Annotated in this window: 16 protein-coding genes; 6 read left to right on the plus strand and 10 right to left on the minus strand. The window is 60.3% G+C overall.

The features are described 5' to 3' along the window. Positions 1-2: 2 nt before the first annotated feature. On the minus strand, positions 3-659 hold the full coding sequence (locus tag OKC41_RS17230; RefSeq protein WP_010672405.1) for an OmpA family lipoprotein: 657 nt from the start codon (positions 657-659) through the stop codon (positions 3-5). Between the two features lie 163 nt (positions 660-822). Next, positions 823-1,065, minus strand: coding sequence for a hypothetical protein (locus OKC41_RS17235; RefSeq protein ID WP_010672404.1), 243 nt, complete (start codon positions 1,063-1,065; stop codon positions 823-825). A 424-nt stretch (positions 1,066-1,489) separates the two neighbouring features. Between OKC41_RS17235 and OKC41_RS17240 the strand changes: the two genes are divergently transcribed. Continuing rightward, on the plus strand, positions 1,490-2,050 hold the full coding sequence (locus OKC41_RS17240; RefSeq protein ID WP_103244019.1) for a cysteine hydrolase family protein: 561 nt from the start codon (positions 1,490-1,492) through the stop codon (positions 2,048-2,050). Positions 2,051-2,104: 54 nt separating this feature from the next. Here the strand turns inward: OKC41_RS17240 and OKC41_RS17245 are convergent, their stop codons facing one another. After that, complete coding sequence (locus OKC41_RS17245) at positions 2,105-2,683, minus strand: DNA-3-methyladenine glycosylase I (protein ID WP_270672216.1); 579 nt, start codon at positions 2,681-2,683, stop codon at positions 2,105-2,107. A 187-nt stretch (positions 2,684-2,870) separates the two neighbouring features. On the opposite strand from OKC41_RS17245, the gene glyQ reads away from it, so the two are divergent. Continuing rightward, a complete protein-coding gene (gene glyQ / locus OKC41_RS17250; RefSeq protein ID WP_041212022.1) occupies positions 2,871-3,794 on the plus strand; it encodes a glycine--tRNA ligase subunit alpha in 924 nt (307 codons plus the stop codon). 9 nt (positions 3,795-3,803) lie between these two features. After that, positions 3,804-5,873: a glycine--tRNA ligase subunit beta gene (gene glyS / locus OKC41_RS17255; protein WP_270672217.1), complete on the plus strand. Its 2,070-nt coding sequence runs from the start codon at positions 3,804-3,806 to the stop codon at positions 5,871-5,873. 156 nt (positions 5,874-6,029) lie between these two features. Here glyS and OKC41_RS17260 read toward each other — a convergent pair whose 3' ends face one another. After that, on the minus strand, positions 6,030-7,283 hold the full coding sequence (locus OKC41_RS17260) for a hypothetical protein (protein ID WP_270672218.1): 1,254 nt from the start codon (positions 7,281-7,283) through the stop codon (positions 6,030-6,032). 664 nt (positions 7,284-7,947) lie between these two features. On the opposite strand from OKC41_RS17260, the gene OKC41_RS17265 reads away from it, so the two are divergent. From OKC41_RS17265 to OKC41_RS17275, 3 genes are all read left to right on the plus strand, one after another. After that, positions 7,948-8,712, plus strand: coding sequence for an EAL domain-containing protein (locus OKC41_RS17265; protein ID WP_134997280.1), 765 nt, complete (start codon positions 7,948-7,950; stop codon positions 8,710-8,712). Positions 8,713-8,865: 153 nt separating this feature from the next. Continuing rightward, on the plus strand, positions 8,866-9,639 hold the full coding sequence (locus OKC41_RS17270) for a hypothetical protein (protein ID WP_201997460.1): 774 nt from the start codon (positions 8,866-8,868) through the stop codon (positions 9,637-9,639). A 339-nt stretch (positions 9,640-9,978) separates the two neighbouring features. Beyond that, positions 9,979-10,383, plus strand: a complete 405-nt coding sequence (locus tag OKC41_RS17275; RefSeq protein WP_270672219.1) for a g-type lysozyme inhibitor — start codon at positions 9,979-9,981, stop codon at positions 10,381-10,383. Positions 10,384-10,476: 93 nt separating this feature from the next. On the opposite strand, the gene OKC41_RS17280 is transcribed toward OKC41_RS17275, so the two are convergent. From OKC41_RS17280 to OKC41_RS17300, 6 genes are all read right to left on the minus strand, one after another. Beyond that, a complete protein-coding gene (locus OKC41_RS17280) occupies positions 10,477-11,697 on the minus strand; it encodes an aromatic amino acid transporter (protein WP_270672220.1) in 1,221 nt (406 codons plus the stop codon). Positions 11,698-11,895: 198 nt separating this feature from the next. Then, on the minus strand, positions 11,896-13,110 hold the full coding sequence (locus tag OKC41_RS17285) for an aromatic amino acid transporter (RefSeq protein WP_236275712.1): 1,215 nt from the start codon (positions 13,108-13,110) through the stop codon (positions 11,896-11,898). Between the two features lie 69 nt (positions 13,111-13,179). Beyond that, positions 13,180-14,646 (minus strand): tryptophanase, encoded by a 1,467-nt coding sequence (gene tnaA, locus OKC41_RS17290; RefSeq protein ID WP_010672391.1) that lies wholly within the window; start codon positions 14,644-14,646, stop codon positions 13,180-13,182. 203 nt (positions 14,647-14,849) lie between these two features. Next, a complete protein-coding gene (gene tnaC, locus OKC41_RS21115) occupies positions 14,850-14,933 on the minus strand; it encodes a tryptophanase leader peptide (RefSeq protein ID WP_069652909.1) in 84 nt (27 codons plus the stop codon). A 177-nt stretch (positions 14,934-15,110) separates the two neighbouring features. Next, complete coding sequence (locus OKC41_RS17295) at positions 15,111-16,328, minus strand: 4Fe-4S binding protein (RefSeq protein ID WP_270672221.1); 1,218 nt, start codon at positions 16,326-16,328, stop codon at positions 15,111-15,113. 122 nt (positions 16,329-16,450) lie between these two features. Then, complete coding sequence (locus OKC41_RS17300; RefSeq protein WP_109112737.1) at positions 16,451-16,789, minus strand: DUF1971 domain-containing protein; 339 nt, start codon at positions 16,787-16,789, stop codon at positions 16,451-16,453. Positions 16,790-16,792: the final 3 nt, after the last annotated feature.

Consider the following 16,792-nt stretch of genomic DNA (forward strand, 5'->3'; position numbering starts at 1 on the left):
GCTTAGGCGGTCGGGGTCAGGGTGATGGTCACCCGACGGTTCTGGGCCTTGCCTTCGGCGGTGCTGTTGCTGGCCACCGGCTGATCCGGGCCCACACCGCTGATGGCAATGCGGCTGCCGGACACGCCCTGGCCGATCAGCTGGGCAGCGACGGCATCGGCGCGATCCCGGGAGAGCTTCATGTTCAGCTCGCGGGAGCCGGTGCTGTCGGTGTGGCCGACCACGTTCAGACGGGTCTTGTCGAACTCGGCAACCACCAGGGCCACGCCGGACAGGGTGTTGGCACCGGCGGCTTTCAGCTGGGCGCTGGAGCTGTCGAAGGTGACGTTGTTCGGCATGTTGAGGATCAGCTGATCACCGTTGCGGGTCACGCTGACGCCGGTGCCTTGCAGCTTCTCGCGCAGCTTGGCTTCCTGCACATCCATGTAGTAACCGATACCGCCACCCAGGGCCGCACCGGCGGCGACGCCAGTCAGGATGCCCTTTTTGCGGTCACCCTTGCTGGAGGAGAGCGCCCCCACGGCTGCGCCGGTCGCCGCACCCGCCAACGCGCCCCAGGCGCCCTTGGAGGTCTGGGATTCACCGGTATAGGGGTTGGTGGTACAGCCAGTGATGGCGACGGTCAGGGCAAGTGCAGGAACCAGTTTCTTGAAATGCATGAAAAAACCTCTGAAAAAGAACGACTCTAGCCGATGGCCGCGCATTCTACCCCAGAGAGGCGCCAGAGTGTGACGCGCGCATTGCGAAGATGGGCAGGGGGGCAAAATGCCCCCCTGCCCCTTGCGATTCACCCGGTGCAGCCCCTCTTCGGACGGGCCCGCATCAATATTTGATATCCCGGGCCTTGTCTCGCCCCTCCTGCTTGTTGTCACGATGCTCCTGGCGGCAGTCGGCATTGCCCACCAGCCCCTCACGACACGCCTGTTTCGCGTCACGGGACTCCTGACGGGTATCCTGACGCACATCGCGGGCGTCACGGCGCTCCTGGGCCTGCTTGGTGGCCTGTGCAGGCAGGGCGGCCAGCAAGGCGGTGGCGGCAAGCAGCGCCAATACGGACTTCTTCATGATGGCTCCTTCGCCAGACAACCTGGGCAAGTCCGGCGTCTCTCAATGATAAAGGAGGGGCAAGATCCCGGCAGCGCAGACTCGGCCCTCGGGGGCGTCGTTTGTGCAGCCTCGGACCTTCTTGCACAGGGCCGGCTTCCCCTCGTGTTTGCCCTGACGAGCGACGTCATCCCCAGGGTGCAGCCGATCAGGCCGGGGAAGAGAGGGCGAACGGCGCTCAGTGACACGGGACTCCCTCGTGATGGCGCTCCCGATGGTGAACCCGTGTGACTGTATCCCGGCTGTACCAAGGGGCGAAAATGCTCCCGGCCCGGCGCAACGGAACATGCTCCCAGGGTCTGGAGTGGTTGCCCCCCAGATGCGGGGTTGTCTCATTAGAGCCCATGGCCCCAGAGTGGGTGACATTTCTCACGGAGCCATGACCATGTCGTCCCTTTCCCGCCCCGCGCTGCTCATCATCGACATCCAGGTGGGCCTCCTCCACGGCCCGGAAGCCCCCCATGCCGGGGCTGAGACCCTGGCCAACATCAATCGCCTGAGCCAGGCGGCCCGCAGTGCCGCTCTCCCCGTGCTGGCGGTGCGCCACACGGGCCCGGCCGGTAGCCCCATCGCCGCTGGCAGTCCGTTCTGGCAGCTTGCGCCTGAGCTGGTCGTCGGCGAGGCCGATCGGGTGTTCGACAAGCAGCGCCCCAGCGCCTTCCATGGCACCGGTCTCGATGGCTGGCTGAAAGAGGACGGCGTGCAGACCCTGATCGTCACCGGCATGAAGACCCAGTACTGCATCGACACCACCTGCCGGGCGGCGGCAGATCTCGGCTACACCGTAGTGCTGGTGAGCGATGCCCACACCTGCATGGACACGCCGCAACTGACCGCCCCCCAGATCATCGCCCATCACAACGCCACCCTGGCCGGCCCCTTCGTGCGGCTGATGAGCAGCGACGAGGTGTGCGAGGCGCTCGGCCGCACCCTTGAGCCCTGCTGATTCAGAGCAAAAAAGAAGGGAGGCCTGAGCCTCCCTTCTTCGTGCATTTCCCCTTCACGTCGCCGCTGCTTGCTGGCACTCGGCGTGGCAGGGGCAGGTCACCAGATGATCGTTCACCATGCCCACCGCCTGCATGAAGGCGTAGCAGATGGTGCTGCCGACGAAGGTGAAGCCGCGCTTCTTGAGGGCCTTGGACATGGCATCCGACTCCGGCGAGGTCGCCGGAATGTCGCCGTTGCCCTGACGCTGGTTGACCATGGGGGCGCCGCCCACGAAGCCCCACAGATACTCCACGAAGTCGATGCCTTCCGCCTCCAGCGCCAGATAGGCGCGGGCGTTTTTGATGATCGACTGCACCTTGAGCCGGTTGCGGATGATGCCGGTATCCTGCATCAGCCGCGCCACGTCCTGGTCGTCGAACTGCACGATGCGCACCGGATCAAAATCCGCATAGGCGCGATGGTAGCTCTCGGTGCGCTTCAAGATGGTGATCCACGACAGCCCCGCCTGTTGGCCATCGAGGCAGAGCTTGGCAAACAACTCGCGGCCGTCATACACCGGCCTGCCCCACTGCTTGTCATGGTATTCGATGTATTCCGGGTCTCTGGTCACCCAGGCGCAGCGCAGTTCCATTTCCTCTCCCCTGTTTTTCATCGGCCATCGGCAGGCCGCTTGCGTCGGCGACATCATAGGGCAAGCGGCAACATAGCCCCACTAATCCCCTGTAATTTCGCCTATTATCCGACCATGCCAGACGGTATACTCCCTCGGTTCACATTCAGCAAATCTTGCTCTGATTTCATTTCGCGCGAAAAACACTATGCAAAAATTCGATGTCAAAACCTTTCAGGGCCTGATCCTGCAGTTGCAGGACTATTGGTCCCGCCAGGGCTGTACCATCATTCAGCCGCTGGATATGGAAGTGGGTGCCGGTACCTCCCACCCCATGACCTGCCTGCGCGCTCTGGGCCCGGAGCCCATCGCCTGCGCCTACGTACAACCGTCCCGCCGTCCGACTGACGGCCGCTACGGTGAGAACCCGAACCGCCTGCAGCACTACTACCAGTTCCAGGTGATCATCAAGCCCTCCCCCGACAACATTCAGGAACTCTATCTGGGCTCCCTGAAAGAGCTGGGAATGGATCCCGAGATCCACGACATCCGTTTCGTGGAAGACAACTGGGAAAACCCGACGCTGGGTGCCTGGGGTCTGGGTTGGGAAGTGTGGCTGAACGGCATGGAAGTGACCCAGTTCACCTACTTCCAGCAGGTTGGCGGCCTCGAGTGCAAGCCGGTCACCGGCGAGATCACCTACGGTCTCGAGCGTCTGGCCATGTACATCCAGGGCGTCGACAGCGTCTACGATCTGGTCTGGTCTGACGGCCCGCTGGGCAAGACCACCTACGGCGACGTGTTCCACCAGAACGAAGTGGAGCAATCCACCTACAACTTCGAACACGCCGACGTGGAGTTCCTGTTCCACTGCTTCGAGCAGTACGAGAAGGAAGCCCAGAATCTGCTGGCACTGGAAAAACCGCTGCCGCTGCCTGCCTACGAGCGCATCCTCAAAGCCGCTCACTCCTTCAACCTGCTGGATGCCCGCAAGGCCATCTCGGTCACCGAGCGTCAGCGCTACATCCTGCGCATTCGCACCCTGACCAAGGCCGTGGCAGAGGCATACTACGCCTCCCGCGAAGCGCTGGGTTTCCCCATGTGTCAGCGCACAGAGAACAAGCAAGGTTAAGGAACGGACATGGCACAACATACATTTCTGGTAGAGATCGGTACTGCTGAGCTGCCGCCCAAAGCCCTGCGCTCCCTGGCCGAAGCCTTTGCCGACAACTTCAAAGCCGAACTGACCAAGGCCGATCTGGCCTTCGGCGACGTCGAGTGGTTTGCTTCACCGCGCCGTCTGGCGCTGAAGGTAAGCGAGCTGGCTGGCGAACAGCCTAGCAAGAGCGTCGAGAAGCGCGGCCCGGCCGTGTCTCAGGCGTTCGATGCCGAAGGCAAGCCGACCAAGGCTGCCGAAGGCTGGGCCCGTGGCAACGGCATCACCGTTGAGCAGGCCGAGCGTCTGGTCACCGACAAGGGCGAGTGGCTGGTTCACACCGCCAAGGTCGAAGGCCGTCCGGCCGTCGATCTGCTGGGCGAACTGGTCGCCTCCGCACTGGCCAAGCTGCCGATCCCGAAAATGATGCGCTGGGGCGACAAGACCATCCAGTTCGTGCGTCCGGTCTTCACCGTGACCCTGCTGCTGGATGGCGAGCTGGTTCCCGCTCACATTCTGGGTATCGACTCTGCCCGCACCATCCGCGGTCACCGCTTTATGGGCGAGAGCGAATTCACCATCGACAACGCCAGCCAGTACCCGCAGATCCTGCAGGAGCGCGGCATGGTGATTGCCGACTTTATGGCGCGCAAGGCCAAGATCAAGGCTGACGTCGAAGCGGCCGCTGCCGCCTTCGGTGGCGTAGCCGATCTGGACGATGCCCTGCTGGAAGAAGTGACCGCACTGGTCGAATGGCCGGTAGTGCTGACCGCCAACTTCGAAGAGAAGTTCCTGGCCGTGCCGGCTGAAGCGCTGGTTCACACCATGAAGGGTGACCAGAAGTACTTCCCGGTCTACGACAAGAACGGCAAGCTGCTGCCGAAGTTCATCTTCGTCACCAACATCGAGTCCAAAGATCCGAGCCAGATCATCAGCGGCAACGAGAAGGTGGTTCGCCCCCGTCTCTCAGACGCCGAGTTCTTCTTCAAGACCGACCTCAAGCAGACCCTGGCCTCCCGCCTGCCGCGCCTTGAAACCGTGCTGTTCCAGCAACAGCTGGGTACCGTCAAGGCCAAGGTCGAGCGCATCGAGACCGTCGCCGGCTTTATCGCCGAGCGTATCGGCGCCGACGTGGCTCAGGCCAAGCGTGCCGGTCTGCTCTCCAAGTGTGACCTGATGACCAACATGGTCGGCGAGTTCACCGACACCCAGGGTGTCATGGGGATGCACTACGCCCGTCACGATGGCGAAGACGAAGCAGTCGCCGTGGCCCTCAACGAGCAGTACATGCCGCGCTTTGCCGGTGATGCCCTGCCGTCCGGTCTGGTTGCCTGCGCCGTCGCGCTGGCCGACAAGTTCGACACCCTGGCCGGTATCTTCGGCATCGGCATGCTGCCCAAGGGTGACAAGGACCCGTTTGCCCTGCGTCGCGCCGCCATCGGTGCCCTGCGCATCATGACCGAGAAGCAGCTGGATCTGGATCTGGTTGAACTGGTTGAAGAAGCGGTACGCGTCTACGGCGACAAGCTGACCAACAAAACCGTCGTCACCGACGTGGTCGACTTTATGCTGGGTCGCTTCCGCGCTGCCTATCAGGACGAAGGCATCGGTGCCGACGTGGTGCTGGCCGTACTGGCCCGCCGCCCGACCCGTCCGCTCGACTTCGATCGTCGCGTCAAGGCCGTCAGCCACTTCCGCACTCTGGATGCCGCACTGGCACTGGCTGCCGCCAACAAGCGCGTGAGCAACATTCTGGCCAAGGTCGAAGGCGAACTGCTGACTGCCGTCAAACCGGAACTGCTGGTCGATGCCGCCGAAAAGGCGCTGGCCACCCAGGTTGCTGAACTGCAAGCCGAACTGGCCCCGCTGTTCGCTGCCGGTGACTATCAGGCTGCCCTCACCCGTCTGGCCGCCCTGCGCGAGCCGGTCGACACCTTCTTCAACGAGGTGATGGTGATGGCCGACGACGAGGCCCTCAAGGCCAACCGTCTGGCGCTGCTGAACAACCTGCGCAACCTGTTCCTGCAAGTCGCGGATATCTCCCTGCTGCAGTGATTCTGGTTGGGTTGATTGAGATTAAAAACGGCGCCGCGAGGCGCCGTTTTTGTTCTTACTGAGATCACATAGATGTACTACCTATCAAAAAACCACATGATAAGTACGATAATAGATGTGCCAATTCACTGCTTGTATTGATAGCTATTAGACATTTTAATCATCTAATTTCTCTTCATAACGAGGGTGACCTATAGGGAAGAAATCGCTTCCCAGATAACATGGATCAATATAATTATAGTTTTCATCAATAATATCACTCAGTACTTCCAACCCTAAATCAACACTATTTAAACTCATATTGTGGTCGCCATTTCTATATTTTTCACATAGTTTATCAATGGCTAAATCTTTAAATACACCCCATGAATCAAAGTACATTGGCTCATAATCATCCAATATGTGAGATTTTAAGTTACCCCAAGAAGTAAATGCTTCAGGAGCTGGCGAACATACACCTCCCAACATTAAATTGGCAGTATCGAATAATGCATTTAGGCTGGCCCCATGACCTTCAGGGATGTATTCAAGATATGTATCTAGTATTTTCCTTTCAATTAGAGGAAGCTCGGCATAGCTATTAATTTCATTCGAATGCAAAATTCTTTCTATCGACTTGAATGGTGCTACATTCACAACAGTAATAAAATATGGTGAAAGTTGGCCTCCCCCCGTTAAAAAAGCAAAACCATGTGTATTCATTTTCTCACCTTTTGTTGCTATAGCTGAGATACTAGATTTTATCAATTGTAATTTCTGATGTAATTTACTTTCTGGGGAAGGCATCTGATACATTGCATCATCGTAAAGGCAAATATGGTATCCCCCTAAATGTTCCTCACTAACTTTACTTGGAATGTCCGCTTGGACAAGTACTGGTATATCTATGATTTTAAGCTTTATTTCACCATCTGTAATGCATGGTTCCAAACAAATAGTTTTTTTACCTTGCCAGAATATATTGTTATATAAGTGATGCTTTAGGAGAGTTGGCCAAACAGGGGAGATTATTACATTAATTATTTCTCCATCAGAAAGATAGGATAGCGCGCTTTTAATTTCACCCGCATAAGCAGATAATTCGGTGCCGGCCTCTCTAGTCGCCCCTTTCTGGTTTTTTAACTCAATAATAACAATAGACTCTGTTTCCGGGGAAAAAGCAAACATATCAGGGTTAAGAGAGTCTCCTTTTTCTAAAGATATATTTTCATTTTTTGTTAATAACTCATTCATGTTAAGAGATTCGATGCAATATAAAAATGTTTGTTTTATCTTTTCTTCGGATGAGTTTTTAGGTACATAAAGTTCTATAGATTCGATATTAGCTATTAATTCAGATAGCCCATAAATCGTAGTGAACTTATTTTCTAACCACTCCTGCATTTCATGTTCACTTGAAAAAACACTCATACCATTCCTCATTGAATATCTCTGTTAAATGGGTCACATAACCATCAATTATTCTTTTCGCAATGAATATATCACGTTGTTACTTACTCTTTTCTCGGGCGTGCAAACAAAGTAATACTATTATGACTTTATGTCAGCCCGTAGGTTCGATTAGCCGTCAGGCGTAATCGGACGTTCGCGTAAATTGACTCTCCCGCCATAACCGCCAGCCGAATTTCCTCCCTCCGGCTGGCCGCCCCGCTGCACGACAACAACCGCAACCAAGGCCACTCAATCGTCCGATTACGCTGCGCTAATCGAACCTACAGAAGGCGGTGGCTTGCGGAGCATGCCGGTCGGTGCCGAACATCGAGAAACCCAACATTGACCTTGGGTTGGCATAACGCCCCTCATCCCCAACCCTTCTCCCGCAAGGGGAGAAGGGGGCAACTCGTAGGTTCGATTAGCCGCCATGCGTAATCGGACGTTCGCGTAAATAGATTCTCCCGCCATAACGGCCAGCCGAATTTCCTCCCTCCGGCTGGCCGCCTATGTTGCACGGCAACAACCGTAATCAAAGCCTCTCGATCGTCTGATTACGCTTTGCTAATCGAACCTACAGGGGGGTAATGAGCTGTTATCATTTGAGACAGTGCCCAGCGCCGCCACGCCCAAGAGGAAAGTCATGGATATACCTGCCGCCCCGTCCCCCGCCATCTGCCAGCTGTGTCAGGAGCAGGTGGATCTCGACTTCGATTTCACCATGGCCTTCCAGCCCATCGTCGATTGCAGCCAGCGCACCATATTCGGCTATGAGGCGCTGGTGCGGGGGATCAACAACGAACCGGCGCAGAGCGTGATTGCCCGGGTCAACGACGACAACCGCTACCGCTTCGATCAGCTGTGCCGCATCAAGGCCATCGCGCTGGCCGCCCGCCTCGACATGCGGGGCATGCTGAGCATCAACTTCCTGCCCAATGCGGTCTATCGCCCGGAGCGCTGCATTCGCACCACGTTGCAGGCGGCCCGCGAGCACCTCTTCCCCATCGAGCAGATCATGTTCGAGTTCACCGAGGTGGAACAGGTGCAGGACAACCGCCATATTCGCGGCATCGTCGATCACTATCAGGCCCTGGGCTTCAAGACGGCGATCGACGACTTTGGCGCCGGTTACTCGGGCCTGAGTCTGCTGGCCGATTTTCGCCCCGACATCATCAAACTCGATATGCACCTGCTGCGCGGCATCGACCAGGACCCGATCCGTCAGGCCATCGTTCGCCACTGTCTGGCGCTGTTTACGGAGTTGCAGATCACCCCGCTGGCGGAAGGGGTCGAGACCCGCGACGAGATGGCCTGCCTGCGGGAGATGGGCGTCAGCCTGATGCAGGGCTATCTGTTTGCCCGCTCCGGCTTCGAAACCCTGCCCGAGGTGGATTTCGCCAGCCTGTGAGCGGCGCTGGTTATCTCCCTTTGTTGTCGTTCATTCGGGCAAGGCGGCCCGGAGGGTATCCACGGGCGGACGGCAGAAAGCGCTGGACCGGGCAACCCCCTGGGCTAGGATAGGACTGTCACCCTTTGCAACCACCGCTCTGACAGGGACACCATGGCGCAGGTTTCAGGATACCGCTTCTTCGCTCTTTCACTGCTCTTGCTGCTGGCCTTCCAGGTATGGGGGGCGCAAGGCAGGGGCAACATCACACTGGTGAGCTCCCTTGAAACCAGGGAGTCCCCCTATGGTCGCTGGCTCGATCTCATCTATCGGGACGCGTTCGCCCGCCTGGGCTATGACTTCCAGTACCAGGGCTACCCCGGGGGACGGGCCCCCCTGCTGGCAGAGCAGGGACAGGTCGATGGCGAGATCCACCGCGCCGCCAGCTACCAGCAGCAGACCCGCACCCTCCAGCGCGTGCCCGAGCCCCATTTCGCCGTCTCCTATCAGGCCTATGCCCACCAGCCCGGGATCCAGCTGCAGGGGTGGCACAGCCTGCTGGGCACCGGTTATCGGGTCGAGTTTCGCCGTGGCGCCAAGCTGCCGGAGATGATGCTGGGCAAGGTGGTGGCACCGAACCGGCTCTTTGCCATCACCACCGCCGAGCAGGGGATGGGCAAGCTGCTCAAGGGGCGCAGTGACCTCTATGTGGAGCAGACCCTGATTGCCAGCCAGGCCCTGGCCGCCCTGACGCGCCAGGACCCGGGCTATGCCGGCATCTACTCCGCCGGGGTGATGGAGCTGGCCGATTCTTACGTCTACCTGCACGAACGGCATCAGGATCTGCTGGCCCCCCTTGCCAGCGTGATCCGGCAAATGAAGCAGGACGGCACGGTGGCGCGCTATGAGCAGCAGGCCATGGCGGCTGAGGGCTCCAGCCAGCCATGACGTCCTCTTTTTCCGCACGCCCTCCCGCGCCCTGACCATGCAGGAGACCCGGGGCGATCAATTCTGTCGCAGAGTCATGGCCGCAGCGGGCACCCTGTTCGTCAACACCACGTTGACAAAAACGCCCCCTGTATCAGGGATACTCGCCATATAAAACCCCATCGACCTTGTGTTCATCTGGCTTGCGGCCAAAAGGCACCATGTCCGTCTGTGCATACCCCAAATCTTGCAACATCCCCCACTCCGACCGCCCCATCATTTCGATGGAGTCGCGTCATCGTTCAGGCATATCTTCCCCTCGAGGCCCGTGCCAGGGCCCGATCACAGGAGCAATAGATAATGAAAAAAGCAGTAACGGCCGCCTTGCTGGCCATGATGATGGCGGCCTCGGTTCAGGCGGCAGACAAGGTGACCACGGTGCCGGTGCACTTCGCCAAAGGCGCGCACAGCACCAAGGTTGACGGCACCTTCTCCGGTTATGACACCATCAACTACACCCTGGGCGCCAAAGAAGGCCAGACCATGACTGTCGCCATCACCGGCAGCACCAATGCCAACTTCAACGTCTTCGCGCCGGGCGCCATCCCGGGTCAGGCCGAGGCTCTGGGCGGCGGCAACGTGGACACAAAATGGCAAGGCACCCTGCCCAAGTCGGGCAAGTACCTGATCCAGGTCTACCAGATGCGCGCCACCGCCCGTAAAGGCGCCAAGGTCCCCCACTCCCTGTCGGTCGGCATTCAGTAACCGACGCCAATATTGCCTGTGTGACAAGTAAGAAGGAGCCCATGAGGCTCCTTCTTTGTCATTGTGTGCTGGCACTGCGACCCGGGTAACGGCTCAGCCCTTGTAGGCGGGCAGCAGGTCCACCATGTTGAGCAGGTGGAAGGCGGCGGTCAGCACGCCGAACAGGATCACCAGGACGATCATGAAGAGGCCGCCGGGGGCGCGGAAGCCCTCGCCACCTTCTTCGCGCCGGGCCGCCCGTACCTTCCAGGCCAGCAGGGGCGGGATGATGCAGGTCCACAGGGTCGCTACGGCCCCCGCATAGCCGATGGCCACCAGGAAGCCGAACGGGAACAGCAAGGAGAGCACCAGGGGCGGCAGGAAGGTCACCGCCCAGGACTTGGCACGGCCACCCCGGCTGTTGTCGAACTTGAACAGATCCGCCAGGTAGTCGAACACCCCGAGCCCCACCCCGATGAAGGAGGAGAGGATGGCCGCCATGGAGAAGGCGTTGAGGGCGCTGGCCACCGCCTTGGACTCGATCACCGAACCGAGAGCCTTGAGCAGGGCATCCACGTTGCCCCCCTCCGCGATCACCGGGCCGAACTCGCTGCGGGGCAGGTTGCCAAAGACGCTCACCAGCCAGATGAGGTAAAACGCGAGCGCGATCAGGGTGCCCCCCAGAATGGCGCGGCTGGCGCGACGCTCTTCACCGTAGTAGGCGCGCATGGAGGAGACCGAATGGTGGTAACCGAACGAGGTGAGCGCCACCGGCAGCATCACCAGGGCATAGGGGGCGTAGCTCACTTCGCTGCCCACCCGGTCGAGCAGCAGATCGAGGTGCACGTTCATCGACAGGCCCGAGATGCCGAAGGCAAAGCTCAGCCCCATCAGGATCACCAGCAGCACCGAGATGCGGTCCACCGCCCGGGTGGAGTGCCACACCAGCAGGGAGAAGGCCAGGGTAAAGAGCACGGACGCCCACTGGCTGCCCATCCCCGTCATGCCGTCGATGATGAGACCGGCCGAGGTGATGTAGGCATAGAGCAGGATGCCGCCGACGAAGTAGACGCTGAGATTGTTGAGGGCGTTGACCTTCTCCCCCAGCAGATCCCGGGTCACGGTATCGAAGGAGACGCGCAGGGGATAGCCTCGATAGGACTCCAGCAGCATCCAGCCGGAGACCGTCATCACCACCATGGTCAGTGCCACCGCGAGCATGGACCAGAGGGTCCAGGCGCCCGCCCCCGCACTCGGCAGCCCCAGCATGCCGGCCCCTACACAGACGCCGGCAATGATGCATGCCCCGCCCACCAACGATGGTTTCTGTTCCATTACTCCCCCAAACGGATTGTCGACTGGTCACGGCACACCGCCGTGCTTCTCCTGCGTTCGCCACTGCTGGCGCCGGGGGACTTTACCCTGCATGCCTTCGGGTATCAAATCTGGAGGGAAAATGGGGAGAAACGGGCCGGATCCTGCGCCCCATCCGTGGAATATGTTCGGGATGGGGCCAGGTTCAGCACACCAGGGTCAACCGGTGTAGACGGGCAGCAGACCCGCCATGGCCATCAGGTGGAAGATGGCGGTAAGCACCCCGAAGACGATGACGGCCACCACCATGGGCTGGCCGCCGGGGGCCTTGAACCTCGCCTCGTCCGGGGCCAGCTCCCGGGACTTCTTCGCCAGCAGGGCCGGGATGATGCAGGCCCAGACGGTCGCCGCGGCCCCGGCATAGCCGATGGCCACCACGAAGCCGAACGGGAACATCAGGGAGAGCGCCAGGGGGGGCAGGAAGGTCACCGCCCAGGATTTGGCCCGCCCCCGGCGGCTGTTGTCGAACCGGAACAGATCCGCCAGATAGTCGAACACCCCGAGCCCCACCCCGATGAAGGAGGAGAGGATGGCCGCCATGGAGAAGAGGTTGATGGCCTGGGAGACCTGCCTGGACTCTATCACCGAGGCCAGCGCCCCCAGCAGCACATCCACGTCGCCCCCCTTGGCGATGACGGGGCCGAAGGCGCTGCGGGGCAGATTGCCGAAGATGCTGAGCAGCCACAGCAGGTAGAGCGCCAGCGCGATCAGGGTGCCCCCCAGGATCGCCTGCTTCGCCTTCTGCTCCTCGCCGTAGTAGGCGCGCATCGAGGCCACCGAATGGTGGTAGCCGAAGGAGGTGAGCGCCACCGGCAGCATGGCCAGGGCATAGGGGGCCTGCTTCAGCTCCTCGGCGACTGTGCTGAACAGCATGGCAGTGTCAATCTTGCTGGCAAGCCCGGAGACCCCGAACACGAAACTCAGCACCATGAAGACGATCAGGACGACCGAAATCCTGTCAACCGCCCGGGTCGAATGCCAGACGAACCAGGAGAACACCAGAACGAACAACACCGAGGCCAGCTGGCTATTGATGCCCAGCAGGCCGCCCAGGATGAGACCCGACGAGGTGATGTAGGCATAGAGCAAAATGCCGCCCACGAAATAGACGGTGAGGTTGTTGAAGAGATTGATCCTGTGACCGAGCAGATCCTTGGTCACCGAGTTGAAGGAGGCGGTCAATGCGTAGGGTTTCAGGGCTTCCAGCAGCATCCAGCCTGAAACCGTCATGATGACCATGGTGAGAATGATGGCGAGGGTTGACCAGCTGGTCCAGGCCCCGGCTCCCGCGCTCGGCAGCCCCAGCATGCCGGCACCGACACAGACGCTGGCAATGATGCAGGCCCCTCCGATGACGGACGGTGTTGATGTCATGTGTGTCACTCCAAATCTTTCACAGAGCAGTGAAAAAAAGGGCACAGAAAAATCTGTGCCCCTGACTCGTTATGCTTCTATCAATTTTTTCTGCGTCTTGCCGGCTGACGGGTCGTTATGCTCGACCTCTTTCAGTCTGGCGGTGAAGTGACGCAGCACGGCCGGCTCGTAAATGAAGTCCAGCCCCTTCACCCGGTGGGCGTTCTTCTTCACCTCGCCGAAGGCCTCGATGACAAAGTCCATGTGGGTCTGGGTATAGGTGGCACGGGGGATGGTCAGGCGCAGCAGCTCCGCCGGGCAGGGGTGCTGCTTGCCGGTGGCGGGGTCGCGCCCCAGCAGCAGGGAACCTATCTCCACCGCCCGGATGCCGGCGACCTTGTAGAGCTCGCAGGCCAGGGCGTGGGCCGGGAACTGATCCGCCGGGATGTGGGGCAGCAACTTGCCCGCATCCACGAAGGCCGCATGGCCCCCCGCCTGCTGGCACACCACGCCGATGGCCTCCAGCCCGTCCACCAGGTACTGCACCTGGCCAATGCGATAGGCCAGCCAGTCCTGGCGCATGCCGTCCCGCAGGCCCACCGCCAGGCGCTCCATGGCGCCCCCTTCCAGGCCGCCATAGGTCGGGAAGCCCTCCTGCACCACGCACAGGGTGCGGCACTCGGTGTAGACGTCCAGCATGCTGTCATCCTTGAAGCACAGCAGCCCCCCCATCTGCACCATGGCATCCTTCTTCGCCGACATGGCGAGGCCGTCCGCGTACTTGTAGGACTCCCTGGTGATCTCCTCGATGGTCCAGTTCGCGTAGCCGGGCTCCCGCTGCTGGATGAAGTAGGCGTTCTCGGCGAAGCGGGCGGAGTCCATGATGACGGGGATGTCGTACTTTCTGGCGATCTCGTACACCGCCTTCAGGTTGGCAATGGAGACCGGCTGCCCCCCGGCGGAGTTGCAGGTGATGGTGCTGACGATGTAGGGCACGTTGGCGGGGCCCGCCTCCAGGATGGCCTCTTCCAGCTTCACCAGATCGAAGTTGCCTTTGAAGTCGGCGGTGACCGAGGTATCGAACGCCTCCCTGGTGTAGACGTTCTTCGCCACGCAGCAGTTGATCTGGGTGTGGCCCTGGGTGGTGTCGAAGAAGTAGTTGGAGAGGGCCACCATCTTCTTGCGATCCAGCCCCTTCTCCTGCTCCCGCTTCTTGATGAGCACGGGGATGTAAATCTGCTCGGCGCCGCGCCCCTGATGAGTGGGGATGGTCAGGGAGTAGCCGAAGATCTCCTGCACCGCCTGTTGCAGGGCATAGTAGCTGCGGCTGCCGCTGTAGGCCTCGTCACCGCGCAGCATGGCGGCCTGCATGTCCTGAGTGATGGCGCCGGTGCCGCTGTCGGTCAGCAGGTCGATGAAGACGTCTTCGCTGTCCAGCAGGAAGGGGTTCATGCCCGCCCGGACAATGGCCTCTTCCCGATAGGCACGGGTGGTGCGCTTGACCGGCTCGATGACACGAATACGGAAGGGTTCGGGCAGATGCTTGAAGTTTTCCATAATATAAACACCCCAGATTTAAATATTCAAAATGAGTCTCTCCCCCCGCCGAAAATAGAATGTCCGGCAGGTGGGAAATATTGGGAAATGGGTGCACGACATCGCCTCGCCAGAATAAACAGGCGAAGACGGGTGCAGCTATTTCAGTTCAGGAATGGAGGCGGGCTCGTGGCATGGCAGGCATGCCGCGCCGCCGCGGGGAATTACAGCGGGAAGAAGAACGCGATCTTATGGTCCAGGGTAAACCACTTGGGATAGCTGACCTTGATATTCATGTTGTTGCTCATCCAATTGATATTAACAACGCCAAATAACAGCACCCATTATGGTGGGGAGCGCTATATGATCAATTGCAATATGAGCAAAGTGGGATGGCGCTAACAATTTGGCGGGGGATTTTTATACAGCTTATTATCGCCAATCCGAAAGATCCCCCCATCATCCACCTTTTGCCCTTTCCCCCCTCAGTGGCTCAGCCAGGGCAGCCGCTGCAACAACTCGTAGCGGTCAGGGATCGGTGTCTGGCTGACCCAGAGATCCAGCAAGCCGTAAGCGAGCAGCGGCAACACCAGCAGCAACAGACAGAGCAGCCCCAGCAGTTGGCGGGGGGCGAGTCGCTGCCCTTGCGTGCCAAGATGCAGGGCATCGGCCCGCTTGGGGCAGGCGGCCACGCAGCTCTGGCAGCTGGTGCACTCGAGGCTCTGCACCGCGATGAGCTGGTGTACCTGGATGCGCGAGGGGCAGGCCCGGCTGCACTTGTCGCAGTCGTGGCCCGTGCTTCGCAGGCAGCGGGCCGGGTCACGGCGAATGCGCAGCGGGGTCAGCAGGCCGAGCAGGGCGAACCAGGCGCCATAGGGGCAGAGGTAGCGGCAGAACCCTTGCCGGAAGGTGGCGGTGAGCAACAACACCCAGCCAAGGCACAGGCCCGAGATCAGGGTCAGGTTGAAGAAGAAGGCCCCCATCTTCATGTCCGCCGCCTGATGGTAGGGGCTGGCGAGGTAGCCGGACAGGGCGGCGGCGGGTACCGCCAGCAATATGATGAAGAGCAGAAAGCCGAGCACCAGAAACTTCTGGCCGCGCAACACGGCATCGAGCCAGCGCGGCGGGGTCCACTCCCCCGGCAACAGGCGCGAGCGCAGGCCGTGCAGCCACTCCCCCACCAGCCCGAGCGGGCAGAACCAGGCACAAAACGCCCGACCCAGCAGCAGGGCCGACAGGGAGAGCACCAGCACGGTGACGGTGGCCGCCGGGTGGTGGGGGTCCGTCAGCCCCTGCCCGAGCCAGGCCCGCAGCCCGAGACCACCTGCGATGGGCAGGAAACCGTCCACCACGTCGGGGCGCACCAGCCAGGGGGTCATCCCCAGCCCCAACTGTCCGATATGAACAACATATTGAACCGCCACCAACACCCAACACAGCAGCAATAGCTGCCTGGTGGCCGTTCTGAGACGTTGACTGTCTATGTGGGCCAGCATGAGTAGGGGGCGATAGCGCAGCCAGAGCGCCAGGGTCGTGGCCACCAGCCCCAGTGCGAGCCAGAGTACCGAATCCGCCACCAGCAGCCAGAGCGCGGCGGCCAACAGCAGAGAGAGCGTCCAGCCCCAACCGCTGCGGCCCTGCCACAACAACAGAACCAGATAGACCAGACCCGAGGTCATGGTCAGGGCTTCCAACAGGCTCATGCTTCCCTCACAGTGCTCATCCGAATCGAGGGGGCAGGATAACCAACATCTGAGTTGATGATTTTGATCTGCATGGGCAGAGGGGGCATTTGCCCGCTCCGCCCCCTCAGCCTTAAACCCCGTTATTTGCGGCTGTGGAACAGCGGCTGGTCGGATTCGGCCTGCTCGGCCCAGAAGTGGATGTTGAAGCGGGCATCCTCCGACAGCTCAACCCTGTGCCAGTACTGGGGCGGGCTGGTGGCAAACTCCCCGGCCCGGATCACCAGGCTCACCTCGGGCTCCTCGGCATGTTCGTCGGCAAAGCCGTGATAGGTGACGGTTCCCTCCATCACGCAGAGCTGGCCGAACACCCCGGCCGCGGTGTTGTGGTGGGTGAGCAGGGCCTGGGGCACGTTCTGGCGGGTGAAAAAGGGGGTGGAACGGCGTACCACCCAGTGAGACGGGATCAGTTGCATGGCCATATC

Source organism: Aeromonas sp. QDB17 (genome assembly GCF_027705305.1).
GTDB classification, from domain to species: Bacteria; Pseudomonadota; Gammaproteobacteria; order Enterobacterales; family Aeromonadaceae; genus Aeromonas; species Aeromonas caviae.

Coding starts and splice junctions, on each gene's coding strand:
- OKC41_RS17245 (WP_270672216.1), bottom strand. CDS start 2,683: ATGGAACTGCGCTGCGCCTGGGTGACCAGAGACCCGGAATACATCGAA.
- tnaA (WP_010672391.1), bottom strand. CDS start 14,646: ATGGAAAACTTCAAGCATCTGCCCGAACCCTTCCGTATTCGTGTCATC.
- OKC41_RS17280 (WP_270672220.1), bottom strand. CDS start 11,697: ATGGAACAGAAACCATCGTTGGTGGGCGGGGCATGCATCATTGCCGGC.
- OKC41_RS17235 (WP_010672404.1), bottom strand. CDS start 1,065: ATGAAGAAGTCCGTATTGGCGCTGCTTGCCGCCACCGCCTTGCTGGCC.
- glyS (WP_270672217.1), top strand. CDS start 3,804: ATGGCACAACATACATTTCTGGTAGAGATCGGTACTGCTGAGCTGCCG.
- OKC41_RS17285 (WP_236275712.1), bottom strand. CDS start 13,110: ATGACATCAACACCGTCCGTCATCGGAGGGGCCTGCATCATTGCCAGC.
- OKC41_RS17300 (WP_109112737.1), bottom strand. CDS start 16,789: ATGGCCATGCAACTGATCCCGTCTCACTGGGTGGTACGCCGTTCCACC.
- OKC41_RS17265 (WP_134997280.1), top strand. CDS start 7,948: ATGGATATACCTGCCGCCCCGTCCCCCGCCATCTGCCAGCTGTGTCAG.
- OKC41_RS17275 (WP_270672219.1), top strand. CDS start 9,979: ATGAAAAAAGCAGTAACGGCCGCCTTGCTGGCCATGATGATGGCGGCC.
- OKC41_RS17240 (WP_103244019.1), top strand. CDS start 1,490: ATGTCGTCCCTTTCCCGCCCCGCGCTGCTCATCATCGACATCCAGGTG.
- OKC41_RS17270 (WP_201997460.1), top strand. CDS start 8,866: ATGGCGCAGGTTTCAGGATACCGCTTCTTCGCTCTTTCACTGCTCTTG.
- tnaC (WP_069652909.1), bottom strand. CDS start 14,933: ATGAGCAACAACATGAATATCAAGGTCAGCTATCCCAAGTGGTTTACC.
- glyQ (WP_041212022.1), top strand. CDS start 2,871: ATGCAAAAATTCGATGTCAAAACCTTTCAGGGCCTGATCCTGCAGTTG.
- OKC41_RS17230 (WP_010672405.1), bottom strand. CDS start 659: ATGCATTTCAAGAAACTGGTTCCTGCACTTGCCCTGACCGTCGCCATC.
- OKC41_RS17295 (WP_270672221.1), bottom strand. CDS start 16,328: ATGAGCCTGTTGGAAGCCCTGACCATGACCTCGGGTCTGGTCTATCTG.
- OKC41_RS17260 (WP_270672218.1), bottom strand. CDS start 7,283: ATGAGTGTTTTTTCAAGTGAACATGAAATGCAGGAGTGGTTAGAAAAT.